This window comes from Scytonema sp. UIC 10036, assembly GCF_009725235.1.
The window spans coordinates 1-18,917 of record NZ_WJFC01000028.1; the positions used below are offsets into that span (position 1 = coordinate 1).

General features: G+C 41.2%; 13 protein-coding genes and 2 pseudogenes. 12 read left to right on the top strand and 3 right to left on the bottom strand.

Annotation, left to right across the window (positions count from 1 at the left end; genetic code table 11):
- A pseudogene (locus tag F7734_RS15370) lies at window positions 1-819 on the bottom strand (nitrogenase component 1); the annotation flags it as partial.
- A 274-nt stretch (window positions 820-1,093) separates the two neighbouring features.
- Here F7734_RS15370 and F7734_RS15375 point away from each other — a divergent pair.
- From F7734_RS15375 to F7734_RS15380, 3 genes are all read left to right on the top strand, one after another.
- Window positions 1,094-2,230: a patatin-like phospholipase family protein gene (locus tag F7734_RS15375; protein ID WP_155745535.1), complete on the top strand. Its 1,137-nt coding sequence runs from the start codon at window positions 1,094-1,096 to the stop codon at window positions 2,228-2,230.
- A 393-nt stretch (window positions 2,231-2,623) separates the two neighbouring features.
- Window positions 2,624-2,755, top strand: coding sequence for a hypothetical protein (locus F7734_RS65300; RefSeq protein WP_279239721.1), 132 nt, complete (start codon window positions 2,624-2,626; stop codon window positions 2,753-2,755).
- A 123-nt stretch (window positions 2,756-2,878) separates the two neighbouring features.
- Complete coding sequence (locus F7734_RS15380) at window positions 2,879-3,151, top strand: S-layer family protein (RefSeq protein ID WP_155745536.1); 273 nt, start codon at window positions 2,879-2,881, stop codon at window positions 3,149-3,151.
- Window positions 3,152-3,316: 165 nt separating this feature from the next.
- Here the strand turns inward: F7734_RS15380 and F7734_RS15385 are convergent, their stop codons facing one another.
- On the bottom strand, window positions 3,317-3,742 hold the full coding sequence (locus F7734_RS15385; protein WP_207714110.1) for an AAA family ATPase: 426 nt from the start codon (window positions 3,740-3,742) through the stop codon (window positions 3,317-3,319).
- Between the two features lie 193 nt (window positions 3,743-3,935).
- Here F7734_RS15385 and F7734_RS15390 point away from each other — a divergent pair, with 193 nt between their 5' ends.
- The 7 genes and pseudogenes from F7734_RS15390 to F7734_RS15420 all read left to right on the top strand — a co-directional run bounded on the left by F7734_RS15390 (window position 3,936) and on the right by F7734_RS15420 (window position 13,577).
- Complete coding sequence (locus F7734_RS15390; protein ID WP_155745537.1) at window positions 3,936-4,682, top strand: hypothetical protein; 747 nt, start codon at window positions 3,936-3,938, stop codon at window positions 4,680-4,682.
- 453 nt (window positions 4,683-5,135) lie between these two features.
- Window positions 5,136-6,911, top strand: a complete 1,776-nt coding sequence (locus F7734_RS15395; RefSeq protein ID WP_155745538.1) for a hypothetical protein — start codon at window positions 5,136-5,138, stop codon at window positions 6,909-6,911.
- A 32-nt stretch (window positions 6,912-6,943) separates the two neighbouring features.
- Window positions 6,944-7,120 (top strand): annotated as a pseudogene (locus tag F7734_RS63480) (HNH endonuclease signature motif containing protein); the annotation flags it as partial.
- Between the two features lie 404 nt (window positions 7,121-7,524).
- Entirely contained in the window at window positions 7,525-8,442 is a 918-nt protein-coding gene (locus tag F7734_RS15405; RefSeq protein ID WP_155745539.1) for a DUF928 domain-containing protein, read from the top strand.
- A 123-nt stretch (window positions 8,443-8,565) separates the two neighbouring features.
- A complete protein-coding gene (locus F7734_RS62010) occupies window positions 8,566-8,766 on the top strand; it encodes a hypothetical protein (protein ID WP_155745540.1) in 201 nt (66 codons plus the stop codon).
- A 220-nt stretch (window positions 8,767-8,986) separates the two neighbouring features.
- The gene (locus tag F7734_RS15415) at window positions 8,987-10,756 is read left to right on the top strand and encodes a ShlB/FhaC/HecB family hemolysin secretion/activation protein (protein WP_155745541.1); all 1,770 of its coding nucleotides are present in this window, start codon (window positions 8,987-8,989) and stop codon (window positions 10,754-10,756) included.
- 10 nt (window positions 10,757-10,766) lie between these two features.
- Entirely contained in the window at window positions 10,767-13,577 is a 2,811-nt protein-coding gene (locus F7734_RS15420; protein ID WP_155745542.1) for a CHAT domain-containing protein, read from the top strand.
- Window positions 13,578-13,732: 155 nt separating this feature from the next.
- Here F7734_RS15420 and F7734_RS62015 read toward each other — a convergent pair whose 3' ends face one another.
- Complete coding sequence (locus F7734_RS62015; protein ID WP_207714108.1) at window positions 13,733-14,485, bottom strand: PEP-CTERM sorting domain-containing protein; 753 nt, start codon at window positions 14,483-14,485, stop codon at window positions 13,733-13,735.
- Between the two features lie 596 nt (window positions 14,486-15,081).
- Here F7734_RS62015 and F7734_RS15430 point away from each other — a divergent pair.
- Both F7734_RS15430 and F7734_RS15435 read left to right on the top strand, forming a co-directional pair.
- Entirely contained in the window at window positions 15,082-15,249 is a 168-nt protein-coding gene (locus F7734_RS15430) for a hypothetical protein (protein WP_155745543.1), read from the top strand.
- A 379-nt stretch (window positions 15,250-15,628) separates the two neighbouring features.
- Window positions 15,629-18,844 (top strand): S-layer family protein, encoded by a 3,216-nt coding sequence (locus F7734_RS15435; protein WP_155745544.1) that lies wholly within the window; start codon window positions 15,629-15,631, stop codon window positions 18,842-18,844.
- Window positions 18,845-18,917: the final 73 nt, after the last annotated feature.

The window sequence follows — 18,917 nt, forward strand, 5'->3', positions numbered from 1 at the left end:
GTCCCCTACTTCCCAAGGCGCAGGCTTGCGGACTTGTTCCCACACGGGGCTATAGACAGCTTCATACAATTCTCTTGCCATTTCTAACATTCCTGTATACCCAGCATAGGGGTGATGGCGTTCTTGGTTGATATGTAGGAAAGGAATTCGAGCTTTTAAGGCGGTGTACTGATTTCGTCCCCCTGCAATCAACATATCGGCTTTAGTTTCTTTAATAATCCGCAAGAGTTCTTTGGGGCTTTCTTGTTCCAACATGATGCCATCTTTACCCAGCAACTTTTTGATGCGGGCTTTATCTTCTTCTGTACTTTTCCTGGTACTAGTAGCAACAACTTCCATTCCCAAATCTTTAGCTGCAGAAATGATAGACCAACTCTTCACGCCTCCGGTGTAAAGAACGATACGCTTTCCTGTTAATTTCTCACGATAGGGAGCTACGGCTATATCAAGAGCAGCCGTTTCTTCTGCAATCAGCTTTTCAGTACGCTCTTGTAAATCAGAGTCACCCAACTTTGCTGCAATATTCCGCAGACAGCGGTTCATATCTTCTACACCATAGAATGACTCTTCCGTGTAGGGAATACCATAGCGCTCTTCCATTTTTGTCGCCATATTTAGCAGCGCTTTGGAGCAAATCATCACATTGAGCTTAGCCCGGTGAGCGTAACAAATTTCTTGATAGCGAGCATCACCTGTAATTTTTGATAAGACTCTAATACCTAATTTCTGAAAGAGTGGCAAAACACTCCACATTTCACCTGCAACATTATACTCGCCAATGAGATTAATATCATAAGGTGTTGTATACTCAGGTTCAGCGCAACGCTTATTACAACAACTGTAAAATGCGATCGCAGTGCGTTTTCAGCAATGAAAATACTTCATTATTCCCTCTACTATTCTTAAGAGTTTTTGCACAAAGCAATTTAAAGTTTTTAATTAAAGTTAAGCAATATCACGGAGGGAGCCTTTAGGATGTAGATGTTAGATTTATCAGCGTGTGAATTACCCAATCATTTGGCTTCTAGACCGCATTCCATACACAAACGCTTTAGGCATAGTAAATTTAAAAACTGACTTTTGAGGGAGTTCTATGACGTTCAAAATTCTTAGCTTAGATGGGGGCGGTATCCGTGGAGTTTTATCGGCAACAATTTTAAAGGAGATAGAGAGAATACTCAGCGAAAAGAAGGGGCAGAAATTACATGAATATTTCGACTTGATTGCTGGGACATCCACAGGATCGATTCTGGCTGCGGGGATTGCTTGTCAGAAGAAGGCTGATGATTTGATTAAACTTTATATTGACGAGGGAAAAAATATTTTCCTGGATGATATCCGTTGGCAGCGAAAATGGCGTTGGTGGACGCAAGCTATAGGAAGTGATGTGTTATATCCGCACGAGCGCGGAGAGCAGGGGTTAGCTCGGGTCTTGAAAAGAAACTTAATTCATCAAAAATTGGGTAAATCTCCGACAATTGCAGAGATTAAGCAACCAAATCTCTTGATCCTTGCTTATGACGTTTTATCCCGAAACACAACGTGGTTTGCGAATGATGACCCAGAAGAATGGTACTACAAAAATAATATTGAACTCTGGAAAATATGCACCGCTTCGGCTTCAGCGCCAACGTTTTTTCCTCCTTACGAACTCCCCTACAACTCTCACCAATCTCTTCCCCACATAGATGGTGGGGTATCAGCTAATAACCCAGAGTTGGCCGCGATCGCCCATGCTTTATCTATGCAAAGAAGTGACCAATGCAAAACCAAGATAGATGAAATTGCCGTTCTCTCCATTGGAACTGGTCGAACAACTCGTCCTTATACATATTGCGAAATCAAAAACTGGGGACTTCTGAATTGGGTAACGAATATACCACATATTTTCCTAGACCCTTCTGCGGAAAATTCAGCGTATATTACTAAGCGTATGTTTCTAAACTGGGGTTGTCAAAATTATCTGCGTTTGAATTTCGAGCTAAACGAGAAGTTTGAGGAAACAAGAGAAACAGGTAGACTGCGGACATTGCTAAAACAAACCTATAACAAATACATATTCACAAAGGATGGCGATAAGATATACCTCGAAGAAGACATTGACGATCCCACTATTTGTGAAGACCTGAAAGCGGCAGCTCAAGGCTATATCAAAACAGGAAAAGTCTCCTATCAGGGAAAAAATGCTCCTGTTCGAACTGCAATTCAACAGTTTATCGAATCTCATTGAAGAAGGTAGCTACGTAATTATCCCTCTTCTGTCACTTAGGCTAGAGCGATCGCAATTCAGCCACTGAATCAAAGAACTGTACGCTAAGCGAGCAATTACAACACTCATCCGTATTGCTCGCATAAAAGAAAGCCTGCAAATGCTTTCACATCCACGCTCCTCAGTATAAGATTTTTGTCAATACAGTTTTTTGCAACTGACTCGGCGCGATAAGGCATTTGATCGTGCAAGAAAAGACAACGACGAACTTTTACTTTCAACTTTCAGTAAACCAAAAAGTTTTTCTCACAGGTAATCGCTAACAAAGCCCTACGTGTGGTCAAGTGTTTTCAACTACATTTCATATAATAAAAACTTATAAAAGTTTGAGATGTCTAAACTCCAGCTTTGTAGATGGCAACTTCTGCCGTCCCGGAAGAAAATAGTGACATCATTGCCAATACTTTTCAAGGCAAGGGTGGCAACATCCAAATCAATTCTCAAGGTATCTTTGGACTCGAATCGCGATACGGCTTCAGCCGTTAAGCCTCCGGCCGATCGCAACAAACTGAGAAAAGTGATATTACAGCGAGTTCTGAACTAGGTATTGCAGGTACGATCGCTCTCATTACACCTGACAACAGCACTCTTCAAAACAGTCTGAGCGAGTTGTCGCAAAATCCCATTGACACTAATGCCCTCATTGCCAATAGCTGCATTGCCCGCATTGCTTCCTCTGAAGGCACATTCACAATTACGGGTTCTGGTGGCTTGCCTTACAAACCTGGGGATCTATCCATCTCATCTTATCCCACAGGAGATGTACGGGTTGTAATACCTACCACCTCAACTTCTTGGAAAAAAGGCGATCCCATTGTCGAGCCGACAGGAGTGTATCGATTGGGTAACGGGAAATTAGTCATGAGTCGAGAGTGTCTTTAAACATATGTGCGGTAAAAGTATGCGATCGCTTATGTAGGCGCGTTAGAATGAGCATAGTGTACATTCTGTTAGTAGATTTTGAGGACCTTCGGGGCTTGAATTGTTATAGATTGAAGCATTATCGGCTAGTTGCAATGCTATTGGTAGATTTTCTAGACGGCGTTCTTACCTGCGTTTGATATCTTCAATTGGAACGTTATGTCCTCCTTCTAATACTCTTTGAGCTATGCGATCGATGTTAACTTCTAAGTTATCAATACCGATATAGACGAGGTTTACAACCCATCCTTTTTGTTTTGCTTCCCTCATCATTTTCAAGTATGTATTACCTGAAAGCGTAGTTTTAATGGCAAAACTTTGGTTGTTCTCTAGATAATTGCGAGCTAGTTTGATAGCTTGTTTAGCAGCAGCCACTGATGCTAATTCTGGTGCGTCAGGTCTGATTTTTCTAGCTTCCTCATCTGGAGCGATAGATGGTACATTCAAAAACTCTCTTGTGTTACGGGTAAATGTACTTTTTCCAGAGCCATTAGGTCTTGCGATTATCGTTAATGTTGGTTTTATCTGGGAAAGGCAGAGGGCAGAGGTCAGAAGGGAAAGCGAACGCCCACAAAATACCCTATAATATTATTTGGTATAACATTAACTAAAATCCACGCCACAAAAAGACTTCGCTGATTGTATTGCTTGCGGTGATGGCGTGAGGTGTAGTGTCAGGTGCAATCGTCAACTTCTGTAAGCAAAGCATGACTATTTTATGTCTCTAACTATATAGATAAAAGAAATGAGTAAATACTATATCACTATCTTTTCCATAGCTTCGATTATCACAGGAACTATATTTTTAACTAGTCAAGCATTACTGAGTACAAGTAACAAGATTGCACAAGAGGCTAAAAATCCCTCAAACTTAGATAAAACAACAAATTTATCCCCAAAAAAACTACAAGAATCAGCCAATTCATTAGCTCAAAAAAATCAGTGGCAACAACAATTAGCAACATTACAACAAGACTTAAAAAAATATCAACAAAATGGTGATATTGTTCAAGAAATAAAAACACTAAATCTTCTCGTTATTACTTATACTGAATTAAGTGAATACCCAAAAGCACTCGAATATTTACAATTAGCCCAAACAAAACTCAAGCAGTCAAATTTGTCGGCAGAGCAAAAATCTTTCATCGAACCCGAACTACTAATTGCTCTGGGAACTATTTATGCCGATCGGGGGAATTATACTCAAGTTTTAGAAATTACCAGAAAAATAGGCGAAATACAAAAGATTCGCATAGGCTCGCTTGGCTCTGGAATTGGTAATGTAGAGCGTAAACCTGAGAAAAACCAAGTGCAACCAGATGTAAAAAAAGATGCTTACAGTCTTTATCTCATTGCTACCACACAACAAAAACGTGGCAAAAATCGTGAAGCATTACGCACAGCCGAAGAAGCTTTAAAAATGCTGAGAACAGTGCAAGATAAAGAGGGAGAAAAAGAACTGATTAGATTTATTAATACCTTGCGCTTTTGAGCTATAGAAAAAATCCAGAATTCGTATTCTTTAGAGTGGATACATTCATTGACCGCAGCATCTTGGGGCATAATATTCGTAGTTTGTAATTGCAAACTACAGTAATATTACCATGATTTAGCCCTAACTATTGACTGAATCAGTTATCAATTCCTTCGACTAGCGCATATTGAAAATTTATGTAATGCATTGCTGTTCAAACTTGAAATACTGAGTTGACAGGGTCGAGAGGAACATTATTGTTCCACCTCTTTCATTGAATTTTTAAATAGAAAACTCTATAACCTTTTAATCTTCTTTATTCTGGCGCTTCATCTTGAAAAAGCTTAGGCGATCGCCTAGCATTGAGATCGCTAATTTTGGGTGTATTTGCAGATTGTTAGCAATCAAACGACTTCTCAAGTAGAAGAGTAACAGCCAACAAATAACTAGTAGTATCCCCTTGCTGTACGTATGTCAATAACACGCCTGCAAATTTTTTTAACTACCAAAAGGTATAAATCTCAGATCGTATTTTGGTTCAGTTTAAGTCTGACTTTTGCAATTATTTATAGTCTTTTAGAGCTAAAGCAGGCATTCAGTAGTGCTTACGTAGTACAAGACGATGCGCGGGTGTATGTATCTTGGATGCAAAGATTTTTAGAGCCAGACTTACTGCCAAATGATTTGCTTGGCGACTATTTTCAATCAGTAACACCATTTGGATATGCTGCTCTCTATCGACTCATAGCATCTGTGGGGATCGATCCACTTTTCTCAAGCAAAATCCTGCCAGTTTTGTTGCTTTTGCTGACAACAAGCTACTGTTTTGCCGTCTGTATGCAGATATTGCCAGTTCCAGCCGTAGGATTCATGACTACGTTGCTGTTCAGTCAAAATCTGGTAATGAGAGATGATTTGGTCTCTGCTACGCCTAGATCTTTTATTTATTTGCTGTTTCTAGCGTTTGTATACTATTTGCTGCGAGGCAATTCACTTCTATGTCTGGGCGCGATCGCACTTTCTGGATTGTTTTACCCACCGTTGTTGTTTATTTTATCTGGAATCTTAATCTTAAGGGTATGGCATTGGCAAGACAAGCTCCCCCGTTTATCCCAGAATCGCCAAGATTATGTATTTAGCATGACTGGGCTAGGACTTGCCTTAATTATGATGCTACCTTATGCCTTGAGTTCTACTGAGTATGGCTCTGTAGTTACACCGAATGCAGTTGAAGCATTACCAGAATTTTCTGAAACAGGACGAATACCTTTTTTTGATGACAATCCCTTTCAGTTTTGGCTATTAGGACAGCACAGTGGTCTTCTGCCAAATATATTAGAACACCCACTCTCCTCAATGGGTTTTTTATTACCAATACTGCTGCGCTATCCCAAACGCTTTCCTTTAGTTAAACGAGTGACCAGCAACGTCAGACTTTTACCAAAGATTGCATTGGTATCTTTGGGAATGTTTTTTGCTGCTCATTTCACGCTTTACAAACTCTTCGCCCCCGCCCGTTATACGCGATATACACTCAAGTTTGTTATCATTCTAGCTGCCGGAATAGCGATCGCAGCGATACTGGATGCTGTTTTTCGCACGAGCAAAAGGTCTACTCAATTTCCACCAAAACATCGACAGTTTTTAGCCTTCGGGTTAACAGTCTTATTAGGAACTACGCTTGTTTTTTATCCCCTGTTATTGTCACACTTTCCAAACAGCAATTACATCAGAGGTGAAGCACCAGTCGTATATGAGTTTTTTCGGAAACAACCGAAAGATATTCTCATTGCTGGGTTGTCACCTGAAACAGACAACCTGCCGACATTTTCTCAGCGAGCTATCTTGGTTGGTTGGGAATATGCAGTTCCTTACCATACCAGATACGATCGCCAAATTAGACAACGAGCTACCGATCTCATTCGCGCTCAATACACTCAAAATTTAGCAGAAGTTCAAAATTTTATTCAGACGTATGGGGTAGATTTTTTCCTGTTAGATCGCACAGCATTTACACCTGAATACATCAACACTAATCCTTGGCTGAAACAGTGGCGGCTCATAGCAAAAGATATTTTAGCTACACTAGAGCAGGAAAATGCCCCAGCTATAGTCAGCACACTAAAGCGTTGTTCTGTAGTAGAGACTGAGAGATTGATTGTACTTCAGGCAGAATGTGTGACAACTCAGAAGTCAACTACCTACACCAACACCTTCGGGTATGGTGTAGGCTTGCGGAAAATCTAGCTCGCTAGGCTTACGGCTGCTGTGAATATTGCTTAATATCAGATTTAGCCACTTTTGCGCCTCATGAGATTGACCATATCATAGCAGAAAAACACGGGGGCTTGACTGAAGCCGAAAACTTAGCCCTTTCCTGCACCTTATGCAACAAGCACAAAGGAAGTGACCTCACATCCATCGATCCAGAAACAGGAGAGATTGTGCCACTGTAGCATCCTCGTCAAGATTTGTGGCGTGAGCATTTTGGATTCAAAGGTGCTGAAATTGTCCCCTTAACAGCCAAGGGTCGCGTCACAATTCGACTATTGCAGTTGAATCGTCGTGACCGAGTTGAGGAGCGTCAATTTTTGCTACAGGCTGAAATGTATACTGCAAACAAAAACTCTCAAAATTCCTTGTAGTGCGGGCGTCCTCACCCGCCACAAACACAGGACGGGGGACACTCTACAGTCGTCTCAAGGGGGAGAACCTCGGTACGGCGCTGCTCCTATACCACAAGATGAACAATCCATTTCTTGGAAATCCCCAATATCTTTTCTTGCCTACTTTTCAAGAAAATTGGTAAAGATTATTGTAGTTAGTAAGTATATTTATTTGTAGTAAGCTAAGAAGTATCATGAAACAAATTTTTTGCTTCAAGTATCTTTTTACTGTTTTGCTGCTTTCCTCTCTAGTATCCGCTACCTACTCCAAGGTTTTAGCATTAACAATAGGTAAAATTGACAATTCTGTCTATTTAGTGGCTCAAACCGAGTCTAGTTACGATCGATATATGCAGTTGGGCTATGCTGAAGCTCAAAAGAGAAACTATCGAAAAGCTTTATCTTTCTTTCAACAAGCGCTACAGGCACGTTCTGGAGATAGGTATGCCACTAGGGCAATTAGAAATGTTCAAGGTTACATTGACTTCAATCGCCTTCCTCGTCTTGCCTTCAATGTTGGTAATCCTTCCAGAAGAAGAGCAGCAGCAACACGGGGAGGTTGTTTGAAGGAGGAACAGTCCCCTATTCCCCTCATACCATCAGATCGGGAAACTTTGCTAACGACAGCAGAGTATCCTTCCCTATTTTTCTATGTTCCTCAAATACAGCAAGCAAAGGGGCTGGAACTTGTTATACGGGACGATAGCAAGTTTGAAACTTTACAAAAAGTTTCTTTAAATCCCAGTGGAAAAGCTGGTATTGTTAGGGTTAATCTTACGTCCAAAACAGGGAAACCTCTCGAACCTAACAAACAGTATACTTGGGGTTTTTCAGTGATTTGTGATTTCCAAAACCGAGACAATGATTTATCTTTACAAGGCTCTGTGAAACGAGTCTTGCCTGATGAAAATTTAACTGTTGACTTGAAAACAGCAGCACCACAAGAGCGTATAGAAATCTATGTTGAGAACAAATATTGGGAAGACGCTCTGAGAACTTTGGCCGATTTACGCCTCCAGAATTCTAACTATACAGAAGTTAAGAAATACTGGGAAGAGTTGTTGCAATCAGTGAACCTCGAACAAGTGGTTATCAACGCATCTGTGCTGTAATCAGATGATTGTTTCATAGTTGATACAGGGACACGGCATTTTTATTGCAACGTCTCTACAGCTATTAAAAAATATCTTTAACAGTCTCTTTAACAAATAATGCTCAGCTACAAGCCCTAACTTGTGGCAAAGGAGATGCAAGAACTGTGGAACTTCGGACAAATGGTGGCACTGTCTCTTTGGACAACAGCAAGATTTTCAGTCACGTATCTAGGGGTGAAGGTAAAGCTGGCGATATCTCATATCTTGCACCTCACCGTACAAACACAGATAACGTCAAAAGATGCGCGAAAAAGCTACCTTATTTTTCTTGGCTTTTATTGATAAATAAAGGATTTTGCTTTAATACTGAGTAACAAAATAACATCAATTTTTCTTGGGACAAGATGTGAGATATCGGAAATGAGCGAACCGACAGTTGGGTGAATTTTACGTTTAATTTAGTTGTTCTACTTATCGCGTACCAAAGCGTGTTAAATAACACGTATTGAAATATATTCCACTGACCTCAAACCGAATTATCATCAATCGAAATCGTTTAAAAATGAGTATAGATACTTATCATATCAGATTAAGTCTGTTTATTCTGACCTGTACACTAGTCAACTTGTTTATTACTGCGTTGCTAAAAGCACAAGCACAGGTAAACCCGCCAGGATCGGATATCCAACGAGGAGTACCACCTACACCCACAATCCCAACACCAGAAAAACTCCCACCCCCAGAAGATTTATTGCCGTCTCCTCCCGCAACAACTCCTACGCCAACGACTCCAGAAGCAGTTCCTAGTGAATTTTCAGAAAAAATTAAGGTTGAACGCTTTGTGGTAGAAGGTAGTACCGTCTTTGATGAAAAGAAATTTGCGGAAGTTACCAAAGACTTCACCAACAAACCCATCACTTTTACCGAACTGCTACAGGCTGCTAATGCCATTACTCAACTCTACCTTGATGCAGGCTATATTTCCTCTGGCGCTTTTATAAGAGCTAATCAAACTTTCAAAGTAGAGGGCAGTATAGTCAAAATCACGGTCATTGAAGGTAAGTTAGAAACTATCCAAGTCCGGGGTATAAGGCGGCTTAACCCTAACTACGTGCGTAGTCGTCTAGCAATTGCTACAGGCAAACCCTTAAATCAAAATAAATTGGTGCAAGCACTGCAACTGCTACAACTCAATCCACTCATTAAAAATATCTCCGCAGAGTTGGGAACAGGCCCGCGTCCTGGCACTAGTATCTTAGAGGTGAAGGTTACAGAGGCAAAAACTCGTTCTATCCAAGCTAAACTAGACAATAATCGGGCACCCACTGTCGGCAGCGTTCAACGCCAAATCCAACTGAATGAAGCGAATTTACTGGGATTCGGAGATGGTTTAAGCATTTCTTATGCTAATACTGATGGCAGTAATAGTTGGGATTTTAGCTATACTTTGCCAGTGAATCCCCGCAACGGCACTTTACAGTTAAACTACAGCACTTCATCTACAAACGTTATTGAAGAACCCTTTGATATTTTAGATATTGATGGAGATTCCCAAGAGTATGGAATTACCTTTCGTCAGCCTCTAGTACAAACCCCAACTCAGGAATTTACACTGGGAATCACCGCCAATCGTCGCTCTAGTGATATTGGTTACTTGGAAGCGTTGGTTGGAAGGCGAATTCCTTATCCTTCGCCCGGTGCGGAAGATGGCAAGACTAAAGTATCCGCAGTCCGGTTTTTTCAAGACTGGACACAACGCAATAACAGACAAGTTATTGCAGCGCGATCGCAATTTAGTGTAGGTGTTAATGTCTTCGACGCCACAAATAACGAGAAAAGTCCAGATAGTGAATTTTTCGCTTGGCGCGGATTAGCACAGTGGGTAAGACTTTTATCTCCAGAAACCTTATTACTTGTACGTGGCGATATTCAGTTAGCAGACAGAGCATTACTACCTTCAGAACAAATTGGTATCGGTGGACAAGCTACTGTACGGGGTTATCGTCAGGATTTGCTTTTAGCCGACAATGGTTTTTTGGCTTCTGTTGAGTTACGGTATCCAATTTTACGCATACCTCAGATTCAAAGCGTACTTCAGATTACCCCATTTATTGATTTTGGCACTGCTTGGAATAGCTCTAGCGCTGGTAGAACACCCCTTGAGGAGCAAACTCTTGTATCAACAGGATTGGGGCTGCTATGGCAACAGAGCGATCGCCTGAGTGCTCGCTTTGATTGGGGTATTCCTCTTGTCTCTGTCTCGTCCGAGCAAAAAGATTCTTGGCAAGAGAACGGACTCTATTTCTCTATTATTTATACGCAACCTTTCTAAGTGAGGAACTATGTCTGTCATTCTGACTTTAGCTACATTATCTCAAATCATGACTCCCCTTCCCTTAGCTGCTCAACCAGTTTCCCAAATGACTGTACCAGCAGTCGTGCGATCGCCCTTCGGGCGGTGGACTTTAACCCAATCGCCATCACAAACTGATACCAAACAACTCTTGCAACAAGGCTTGCAACTTTATCAAGCAGAAAAATTTGCTGATGCTGTCAAGGTTTTCAAACAGGCATCTCAGGCATTTCAAGCAGTTGAAGATGAGCTGAACCAAGCTTTGGCATTAAACTATCTTTCTTTGGCTCACCAACAGTTAGGAGAATTAGCTAAAGCTGAAAAAGCGATTGACAACAGCTTGGCACTATTACATAATAAAAATGGTTCCAAAGAGTATTTATCTATCCGCGCTCAAGCTTTAAATACTAAAGGAAAGTTGCAATTAGTACAAGGACAACCAGAGCAAGCACTGAAAAGTTGGGAAGAAGCGACGGTAGTCTATAAGCAAATTGGCGATGAAGCGGGTTCCACTGGTAGCCAGATTAACCAAGCTCAGGCACTCCAGGCATTAGGACTTTACCGCCGTGCTAATAATACTCTAGATGCTGTAGAGCAAAGCACAGACAAGCAATCTGACTCCATCATGAAAGCAACTCGATTGCTTAGTCTCGGTAATACTCTACGAGTGGTGGGAAATTTAGGCAAGTCACAGCAAGTTTTGCTCAAAAGTTTAATTATCGCTCAAAGACAGCAATCAAAAGAAAAGGTTGCAGAAATTCAGCTAAGTTTAGGCAACACAGCCCAAGCTTTAGCCAATAATGAAACCGAAGAAGAGAAAAATAAGGGATATATTCAAAAGTCTTTGAATTATTATCGTCAAGCAGCAAGCACTTCTGAAAAAGCCCTTACTCAACTAGAATCACAACTCAATGAACTACGACTTTTGCGTCTGGGAGTAGACAAGTTATTAGACCAACAGCGCAAAATACAATTGAAATTAGCTGCAGCCGATAAAAACAAATTGTCAGAACCAGAGAAAAAAGAATTATCAGAACAAGTTCAAAGAATATCACAAGAAGTACAAAATAATTTTTCAGATATATACCAGAGATTGTTTCCTCAAATTCAATCTCGAATTGCTACTGTCTCACCTAGTCGTAGCAGTATTAACGCTCATATTAACTTTGCCCAGAGTCTGATTAAACTAAAGCAAAAGAACAATAGTAGTAACATCTCTTGGCGAGAAATTGCTGAGATAGTTAAAGTGAGTGTTAACCAAGCTCAACAATTACAAGATAACCGCGCCTATTCTCACGCCTTGGGTATTCTCGGCAACTTGTACGAGCAAACCCAACAATGGTCTGAAGCTCAAAACCTCACAGAGCAAGCTGTGAAACTTGGCGAAGGAATTTCTGCCTCTGATATTGCTTATCGTTGGCGATGGCAATTAGGTCGTATCCTTAGAGCTAGAGGCGATAATGAAGAAGCTAAAGCTTCCTATCAACAAGCAATCAATCACCTCAAGTCCCTGCGGAATGATTTAGCCGTCGTTAACCGCGATGTGCAATTTTCTTTTCGAGATGAAGTAGAACCTGTCTATCGAGAATATGTGAGTTTTCTTTTAGAAGGAAACTCTAGTGAAGAAAGTATTAGGGTAGCTACAGAAGTGATTGACTCACTACAAGTAGCAGAGCTAGATAACTTTTTCCGCAGAGCTTGTGTAGATGCTAAAACTGTTCAACTTGACGAGATTGATAAGAAAAACAATACAGTTTTTATTTATCCTTTAATATTGCCTGACCGCTTGGCAGTTATTGCCTCCCTTCCTAATGGAGCCAAGCGCCGTTACACATTTGATTTTCCCAAAGATGAATCTGGTAATTTTATTACCTCAGATAAAATGGAACAAACCATTGAAGAACTGAGCCAAAAATTGTCAAATCGAAACAGTGGGGAATTTTTACCTGATTTACATAATTTCTATAAATGGTTAGTTCAAAAAACTTTAGACTCTGATTTAAAAAAAGGCACAAATCTTGTGTTTATTTTAGATGGAGCCTTACGAAATATTCCAATGGCAGCGCTTTATGATGGCAAACAATTTCTGATTGAAAAAGAATACAATCTTGCTCTAACACCAGGTTTACAGTTATTACCAACTATTACTCCTCTGACCGCAGAAAGATTAGAAAGACGAGCAGTCATTGCTGGACTTAGCGAATTACCTAAAGGGATTGAACAAAAATATTCGGGAAGATTTAATGCTTTACCCAAAGTCGCAGACGAAGTGAATCAAATTGCAAAAGAAGTGAAAATTCCTGTTCGACAAAGACTACTTAACAATCAATTTACGAGAACAACAATCACAGAGGCGGTTAAGTCTTCTAATGCACCTGTAATACATCTAGCAACTCATGGTCAATTTAGTTCCCAGGCAGAAAATACATTTATTCTGACTTGGAACGGTGAAGTCAATGTTAATGAGTTAAAATCTGTACTGAGAACGAGGGAGACAAAGCAACAAGAAGCAATCGAGCTCCTCGTTTTGAGTGCTTGTCAAACAGCTAAAGGAGATAACCGAGCTACTTTAGGAATAGCAGGAGTTGCTATACAATCAGGAGCGCGTAGTACATTGGCAACTCTTTGGAGCGTCACCGATGACACAACTGCGACGGTAATGACTGAGTTTTACAACAATTTAGTTAATAAAAAAATGCCTAAAGCAGAAGCTTTGCGTCAGGCTCAGGTAAATCTTCTGAAAAATCACAGACATCCTTACTTTTGGGCACCATATATTTTAGTTGGTAACTGGCAATAAATTGAAGTGGGACAACAACGATAAGTTGGCAAAATTGTCAACTTATCGTTGTCAGTGCTGATTGTCAACATATGATTGTCATGTGTCTGTTGTGTACTGTGCAAGCGATCGCGATCATCAGCCGAAAAACGTCGGCTGAAACCCTGATTCTTTCGTCAACTTACAAAAGTTTTCGATCTACTGAGTTTCTGCTGCTTCTGTTTGCGCTTCAGTACTGAATCTGCGCCTAAAGCGCCAAAGGCTAGTAGACCTAATGTAGAAGTGGGTTCCGGAACCGAAGCAGGTTCGAATCTTGGTTCAATACTACCTGGTAAACCTTCGACGCTGACTAAATCAAAACCTGGAGAATTACCAAAGTTATCAATTCCAACAATTTTAATGGCTTCAACTGGGGCAGTAAATCCAATAGTGGCTAAGTCTAGTTCGCGAACACCTCCCTCACCTATACGTCCTAAGAACTCAAAGTCATTTCCATTGGCGCTAACAAAGATGTCTGCCTGTTCTCCCGCCGAGTCCTCTAAGTTCCCGATGAAAATATCATTTCCAGGACCGTCAACAATTCTTTCATTAGTGAATCCGACAGTAACAAAAGACCCTTGTGGTAAAGCCAACCAGTCCACGTTAGGGTTTAATCTACTATTAACAGGAGAAGGAGGTGGCGGACCTAAAATTACATCTGGACTGACGGGTTCAATTGTAAAGCCTCCATTTTCTGAGGGTTCTAGAATAGCTCTACCTGTTGACCCATAAGGTTCTGGTAATGGACTTGGACTATTACCCGCAGCAAAGTATTCTAAAACGACATCAGCGAAGCCCAAGGTTGCGGCTCTAGCAGATGTTGGAGCCAACGATATACCAACAATCAATGCTGCTGAGGCAAGAAGCTTACTTTCAAAACGTTGAAGCATATTACTACTACTTAAAAATCATTTTTAACAGAGAGATTATCTTATCCTTCGCGATCAATACAGTGCTTGTCTTTAAACTTAACACGACTTGGAAAGTTAGCCAGAATCTATTCCCTTAATTGCAGTCAGTAGACCGAAAAGATTTCTAGAAGGCTTACCATTCGTTCATTTGGCGGATTGTATACAATCCGCCAGAATGCCCGTATCATCTGCGTTTTGAGCAATAGGGTTGTAGATCGGTTCTCCATCTGAGGTAAGCGATCGCTCTCCTGGCTCCCAGAAACGTCGCCCCAAACTCTTATTCTTTCGTCAACTTACAAAAGTTTTCGGTCTACTGACGTTGGTGGATATTAAGTGCGTAAACGTCCATTCATGAAAATTTACCTAAAAACAAGAGTAGGTTTTGAAATTTTGACCAACTTTTCTTTCACCATAATGTGTCTCCTGCTAAAAGCTTTTTCAACAGGACTTACCCCAGATTTCTCACAAAGATTTCAACGACTTACCCAAGGTGCTTATGCCACCTAGATTTGAGATAAAATACCTTGTCAACGTACTGTCATAATTCACGCGCTCGTCTAAAACGCTCAAACTCTATGCAGGATAAAGGTTTTGGTAATAGCGATAAGCCAGCTGCCTACGGGCTGAAGCCGTATCGCATACTTGTGAGAAATGCGGAAAATCTCCCATACTACCTCCGTGCAAGTCATGTGAGAGAGATAATTGCTCTGCCTGCTTGCCCTCACTTTATGCCAGTTGCGTAAGTCCTGTTCAAAACAAAGGCTCGCCAAGCTTTTTAGCTTGTGCAGAGCGTGAATTTTATCTCACCAATACTATTAATCTAATATCATGTTTACCGTGATTCTAAGACTACGGCAATAAAATCAAAGTCAGAGTTTGATACAGTAAACATTACACCTGCTGCGGGTTGGGTGTTCAACGGTAAGGGTGAAGTGACGTTGGTTTCCCAGACACCCAATGCTACTGCTGAAAGATTGGCTGCTTCTTCCCAATCATGCCGTATTCGGTAAAGTTATTTTTACGTTAATTTACTGAGACTCTCAAAATCGTATAATTATAAACCATTAATAGAAAACTGATAGCCATTTTCCTTAAATAAAATTTATCGGAGTAAATACGGGAATGATTCAAGACCATTGGCAAAGTTTCTGGAAGCTGCTAGGCGTTTTGGTTGTATGCAATGCAATGATTACTGGGTTTGAGAATTCTGCTTCGGCTCAGATTGTTCCTGACAACACCTTGGGAAATGAAAGTTCACAAGTCACAAATAATCTTAACATTGGTGAATTGCCCGCGCAATTGATTGAAGGCGGGGCGATTAGAGGTGTAAATTTATTCCAAAGTTTTTCTCAATTTAACGTTGGGGATGGAGAGCGAGTTTACTTTGCAAATCCAGTGGGCATCCAAAATATCTTGAGTCGCGTCACGGGTCAAGACCCCTCGAAGATATTTGGATTATTGGGTGTAAATGGTAGCGCAAATTTATTTTTAATTAATCCTAATGGCATCATTTTTGGGCAGAATGCAAGGTTAGATGTTGCGGGTTCATTTGTGGGGACGACTGCGAATGCGATTGGGTTTGGTCAGAACGGATTTTTTAGCACTTCTAGTCCACAAGCGCCTTCCCCATTGCTAACGGTTAATCCTTCAGTCTTACTTGTTAATCAAATTAATGCCGCATCAATTCAAAATAATGCTACTACAACAGGTTTGCAAGTTCCTGAAAGTAGGAACTTGTTTTTGGTTGGCGGTAACATCAACATGGATGGTGGAATATTGGTTGCTCCTGGTGGGCGAGTAGAGTTGGGAGGATTAGCTTCTGATGGAACAGTTGGATTGAGCACAAATGGCAATATTTTCAGTCTCAATTTTCCAGAGGGAGTGCAACGAGCAGATGTATCTCTCAGCAACAATGCGATCGTGAGTGTGGTATCTTCTGGAGGTGGAAGTATTGCAATCAACGCCAAAAATCTAGATATTTCAGGAAGTTCTCTTTTTGCTGGGATAGCTTCAACAATTGGAACCGTTGATAGTCAAGCGGGAGATATTATCCTCAACTCGACGGAACAAATCAAAGTTGAACAGGGAAGCATTATTGGAAACATTGTTTTTTCTGGAGCGACTGGTAATAGCGGTAATATCCGCATTACCACGGGGTCAATCTTTGTGACCGATGGTGCTCAACTAAACACTAGCACTTCTGAGCAAGGTTCAGCGGGGAATGTAATTATCGATGCTCGTCAGAATGTCTTTGTTAACGCAAGCAATGTCCTCACTAGTACAGTAGAAGGTAGTGTCGGTAACGCTGGTACTATCAGTATTAACACGGAAACACTGTCAGTGGCTAATGGTGCTGTTTTAGCTACAAGCTCCTTTGGAAAAGGTTCAGCAGGTAGTGTGAACATTGACGCCCGTGATAATGTCTTCTTTGATGGAGGTACAGCCACAACCAGTGCGTCAGAAAATAGTGTTGGTAATACTGGTGATATCCGCATTACTACAGGATCATTTTCAGCAACTAATGGATCTGAATTCACGACTATTCACCTTGGAAGCGGTTCAGCAGGCAATATCATTATTAACGCCCGTGAAAACGTCCTCTTTGATGCAAGTTTTCCTACAACTAGTGTGGGCGCGAATGTTATTGGAAATAGTGGTGACATCCGCATTACTACAGGGTCATTTATTGTGACCAATAGCGCTACATTGAGTACCACTATGTTTGGAAAAGGTTCGGCGGGCAGTATCATTATTGATGCATTTGAAAACGTCCTCTTTGATAAAGCTAATGCTTCAACAGTCGTGGGAGAGAATGCGATCGGCAACGGCGGTGACATCCGTATCACTACAGAATCGCTTTCAGTTATCAATGTCTCTGTAATTGGGACTAGCAGCCTTGGACAGGGTTCAGCAGGCAATCTCATTATTAACGCTCGTGAAAACGTCTCCTTTGATGACGGTAATGCCATAACTAGTGTCCTAGAAAATGGTATCGGAAATAGTGGTGACATCCGTGTGACAAGCAAAACGCTTTCAGTGACAAATGGCTCTTTACTTGCTGCTAATATTAACGGACAAGGGAGGGCAGGAAATATTCAAATTAATGCCAAAGATTCCGTTACGGTTTCTGGAAGCAATCCAAAAAGCGGAGTTTCGAGTACTTTATTTACAGATACGGCTTCCACAGGTTCTGGCGGTAATATTACCGTAAATACCAATGTCTTTCGTGTCACAGATGGTGGTAAGTTAGATGCAGGAACTCTCACCAGTGGCAATGGTGGCAATATTACAGTTAATGCCAGTCTTTTTGAAGCTCTTAACGGTGGACAACTTATTACGACAACTACCTCTGGTAGTGGACGTGCTGGTAAGATAACAGTCAATGCAACCGATAAAGTCATTGTTGATGGCACTGATGCAACTTTTGATGAGCGACTTAGTAAATTTGGTACGATAGTTGGAAATCCCAATGCAGCTAGCGGCTTTTTTGTTTTCTCTAATAGTTCCGGAATAGCAGGTGATATCGAAGTTAATTCACCCAAAATCACCCTAGACAATGGCGGACGCTTCATCGCCGAATCTGCATCCGGTAACGGTGGTAATATCAACTTGCAAGTAGACGAGTTACTCCTAATGCGGCGTGGTGCTCAAATTTCCACCAGTGCTGGTACTGACCAAGAAGGCGGCGATGGCGGTAACATTAATCTCAACTCACAATTTCTCGTCGCCATCCCAAACGAAAATAGCGACATCATCGCCAATGCTTTCACAGGTTCTGGTGGTAAGGTCACGATTAACACATCTGGTATTTATGGGTTACAGCTTTTGAGTGGAGCAGAATTACGGAGATTAAACGCTAATTCAAATCCTCGTGAATTACTCACAAATGACATTAGTGCTGTTTCCCAACAAGGAGGACCGCAATTAGATGGTCAAATTACCGTCAACAACCCTGATGTTGACCCGAATAACGGTTTAGTCTCCCTACCCGTAGATGTGATTGACCCCTCCAACCAAATCGCCCAAGGTTGTGCTGCTTTTGATGAAGCAACTGCGAGTGACTTTAAAGTGACTGGACGCGGTGGTTTACCTCCGAGTCCTGATGAAACTCTCAGCAGTAATGCAGTGTGGGAAGATACTCGTTTGCGGGCGACAACAGCACAGCGTCTAGATTCCAAGACTACGGCAACAAAACCACAGTCGGAGTCTGATACTGTAATTACACCTGCTACGGGTTGGGTATTCAATGGTAAGGGTGACGTGACGCTGGTTTCCCAAATGCCCAATGCTACTGCTGAAACATTAGCTGCTTCTTCCCAGTCATGCTATCTTCATTAAAGTTATTATTTCGACGTTAATTTACTGAGACAGTCAAAATTGTATAATTTTGAACCATTAATCAAAAATTGAT

Excerpts from the sequence above, each read along its gene's own strand:
- F7734_RS15405 (WP_155745539.1), top strand. The coding sequence starts at position 7,525 with ATGAAACAAATTTTTTGCTTCAAGTATCTTTTTACTGTTTTGCTGCTT.
- F7734_RS15435 (WP_155745544.1), top strand. The coding sequence starts at position 15,629 with ATGATTCAAGACCATTGGCAAAGTTTCTGGAAGCTGCTAGGCGTTTTG.
- F7734_RS15395 (WP_155745538.1), top strand. The coding sequence starts at position 5,136 with ATGTCAATAACACGCCTGCAAATTTTTTTAACTACCAAAAGGTATAAA.
- F7734_RS15420 (WP_155745542.1), top strand. The coding sequence starts at position 10,767 with ATGTCTGTCATTCTGACTTTAGCTACATTATCTCAAATCATGACTCCC.
- F7734_RS15390 (WP_155745537.1), top strand. The coding sequence starts at position 3,936 with ATGAGTAAATACTATATCACTATCTTTTCCATAGCTTCGATTATCACA.
- F7734_RS62015 (WP_207714108.1), bottom strand. The coding sequence starts at position 14,485 with ATGCTTCAACGTTTTGAAAGTAAGCTTCTTGCCTCAGCAGCATTGATT.
- F7734_RS65300 (WP_279239721.1), top strand. The coding sequence starts at position 2,624 with ATGGCAACTTCTGCCGTCCCGGAAGAAAATAGTGACATCATTGCCAAT.
- F7734_RS15430 (WP_155745543.1), top strand. The coding sequence starts at position 15,082 with ATGCAGGATAAAGGTTTTGGTAATAGCGATAAGCCAGCTGCCTACGGG.
- F7734_RS15415 (WP_155745541.1), top strand. The coding sequence starts at position 8,987 with ATGAGTATAGATACTTATCATATCAGATTAAGTCTGTTTATTCTGACC.
- F7734_RS15375 (WP_155745535.1), top strand. The coding sequence starts at position 1,094 with ATGACGTTCAAAATTCTTAGCTTAGATGGGGGCGGTATCCGTGGAGTT.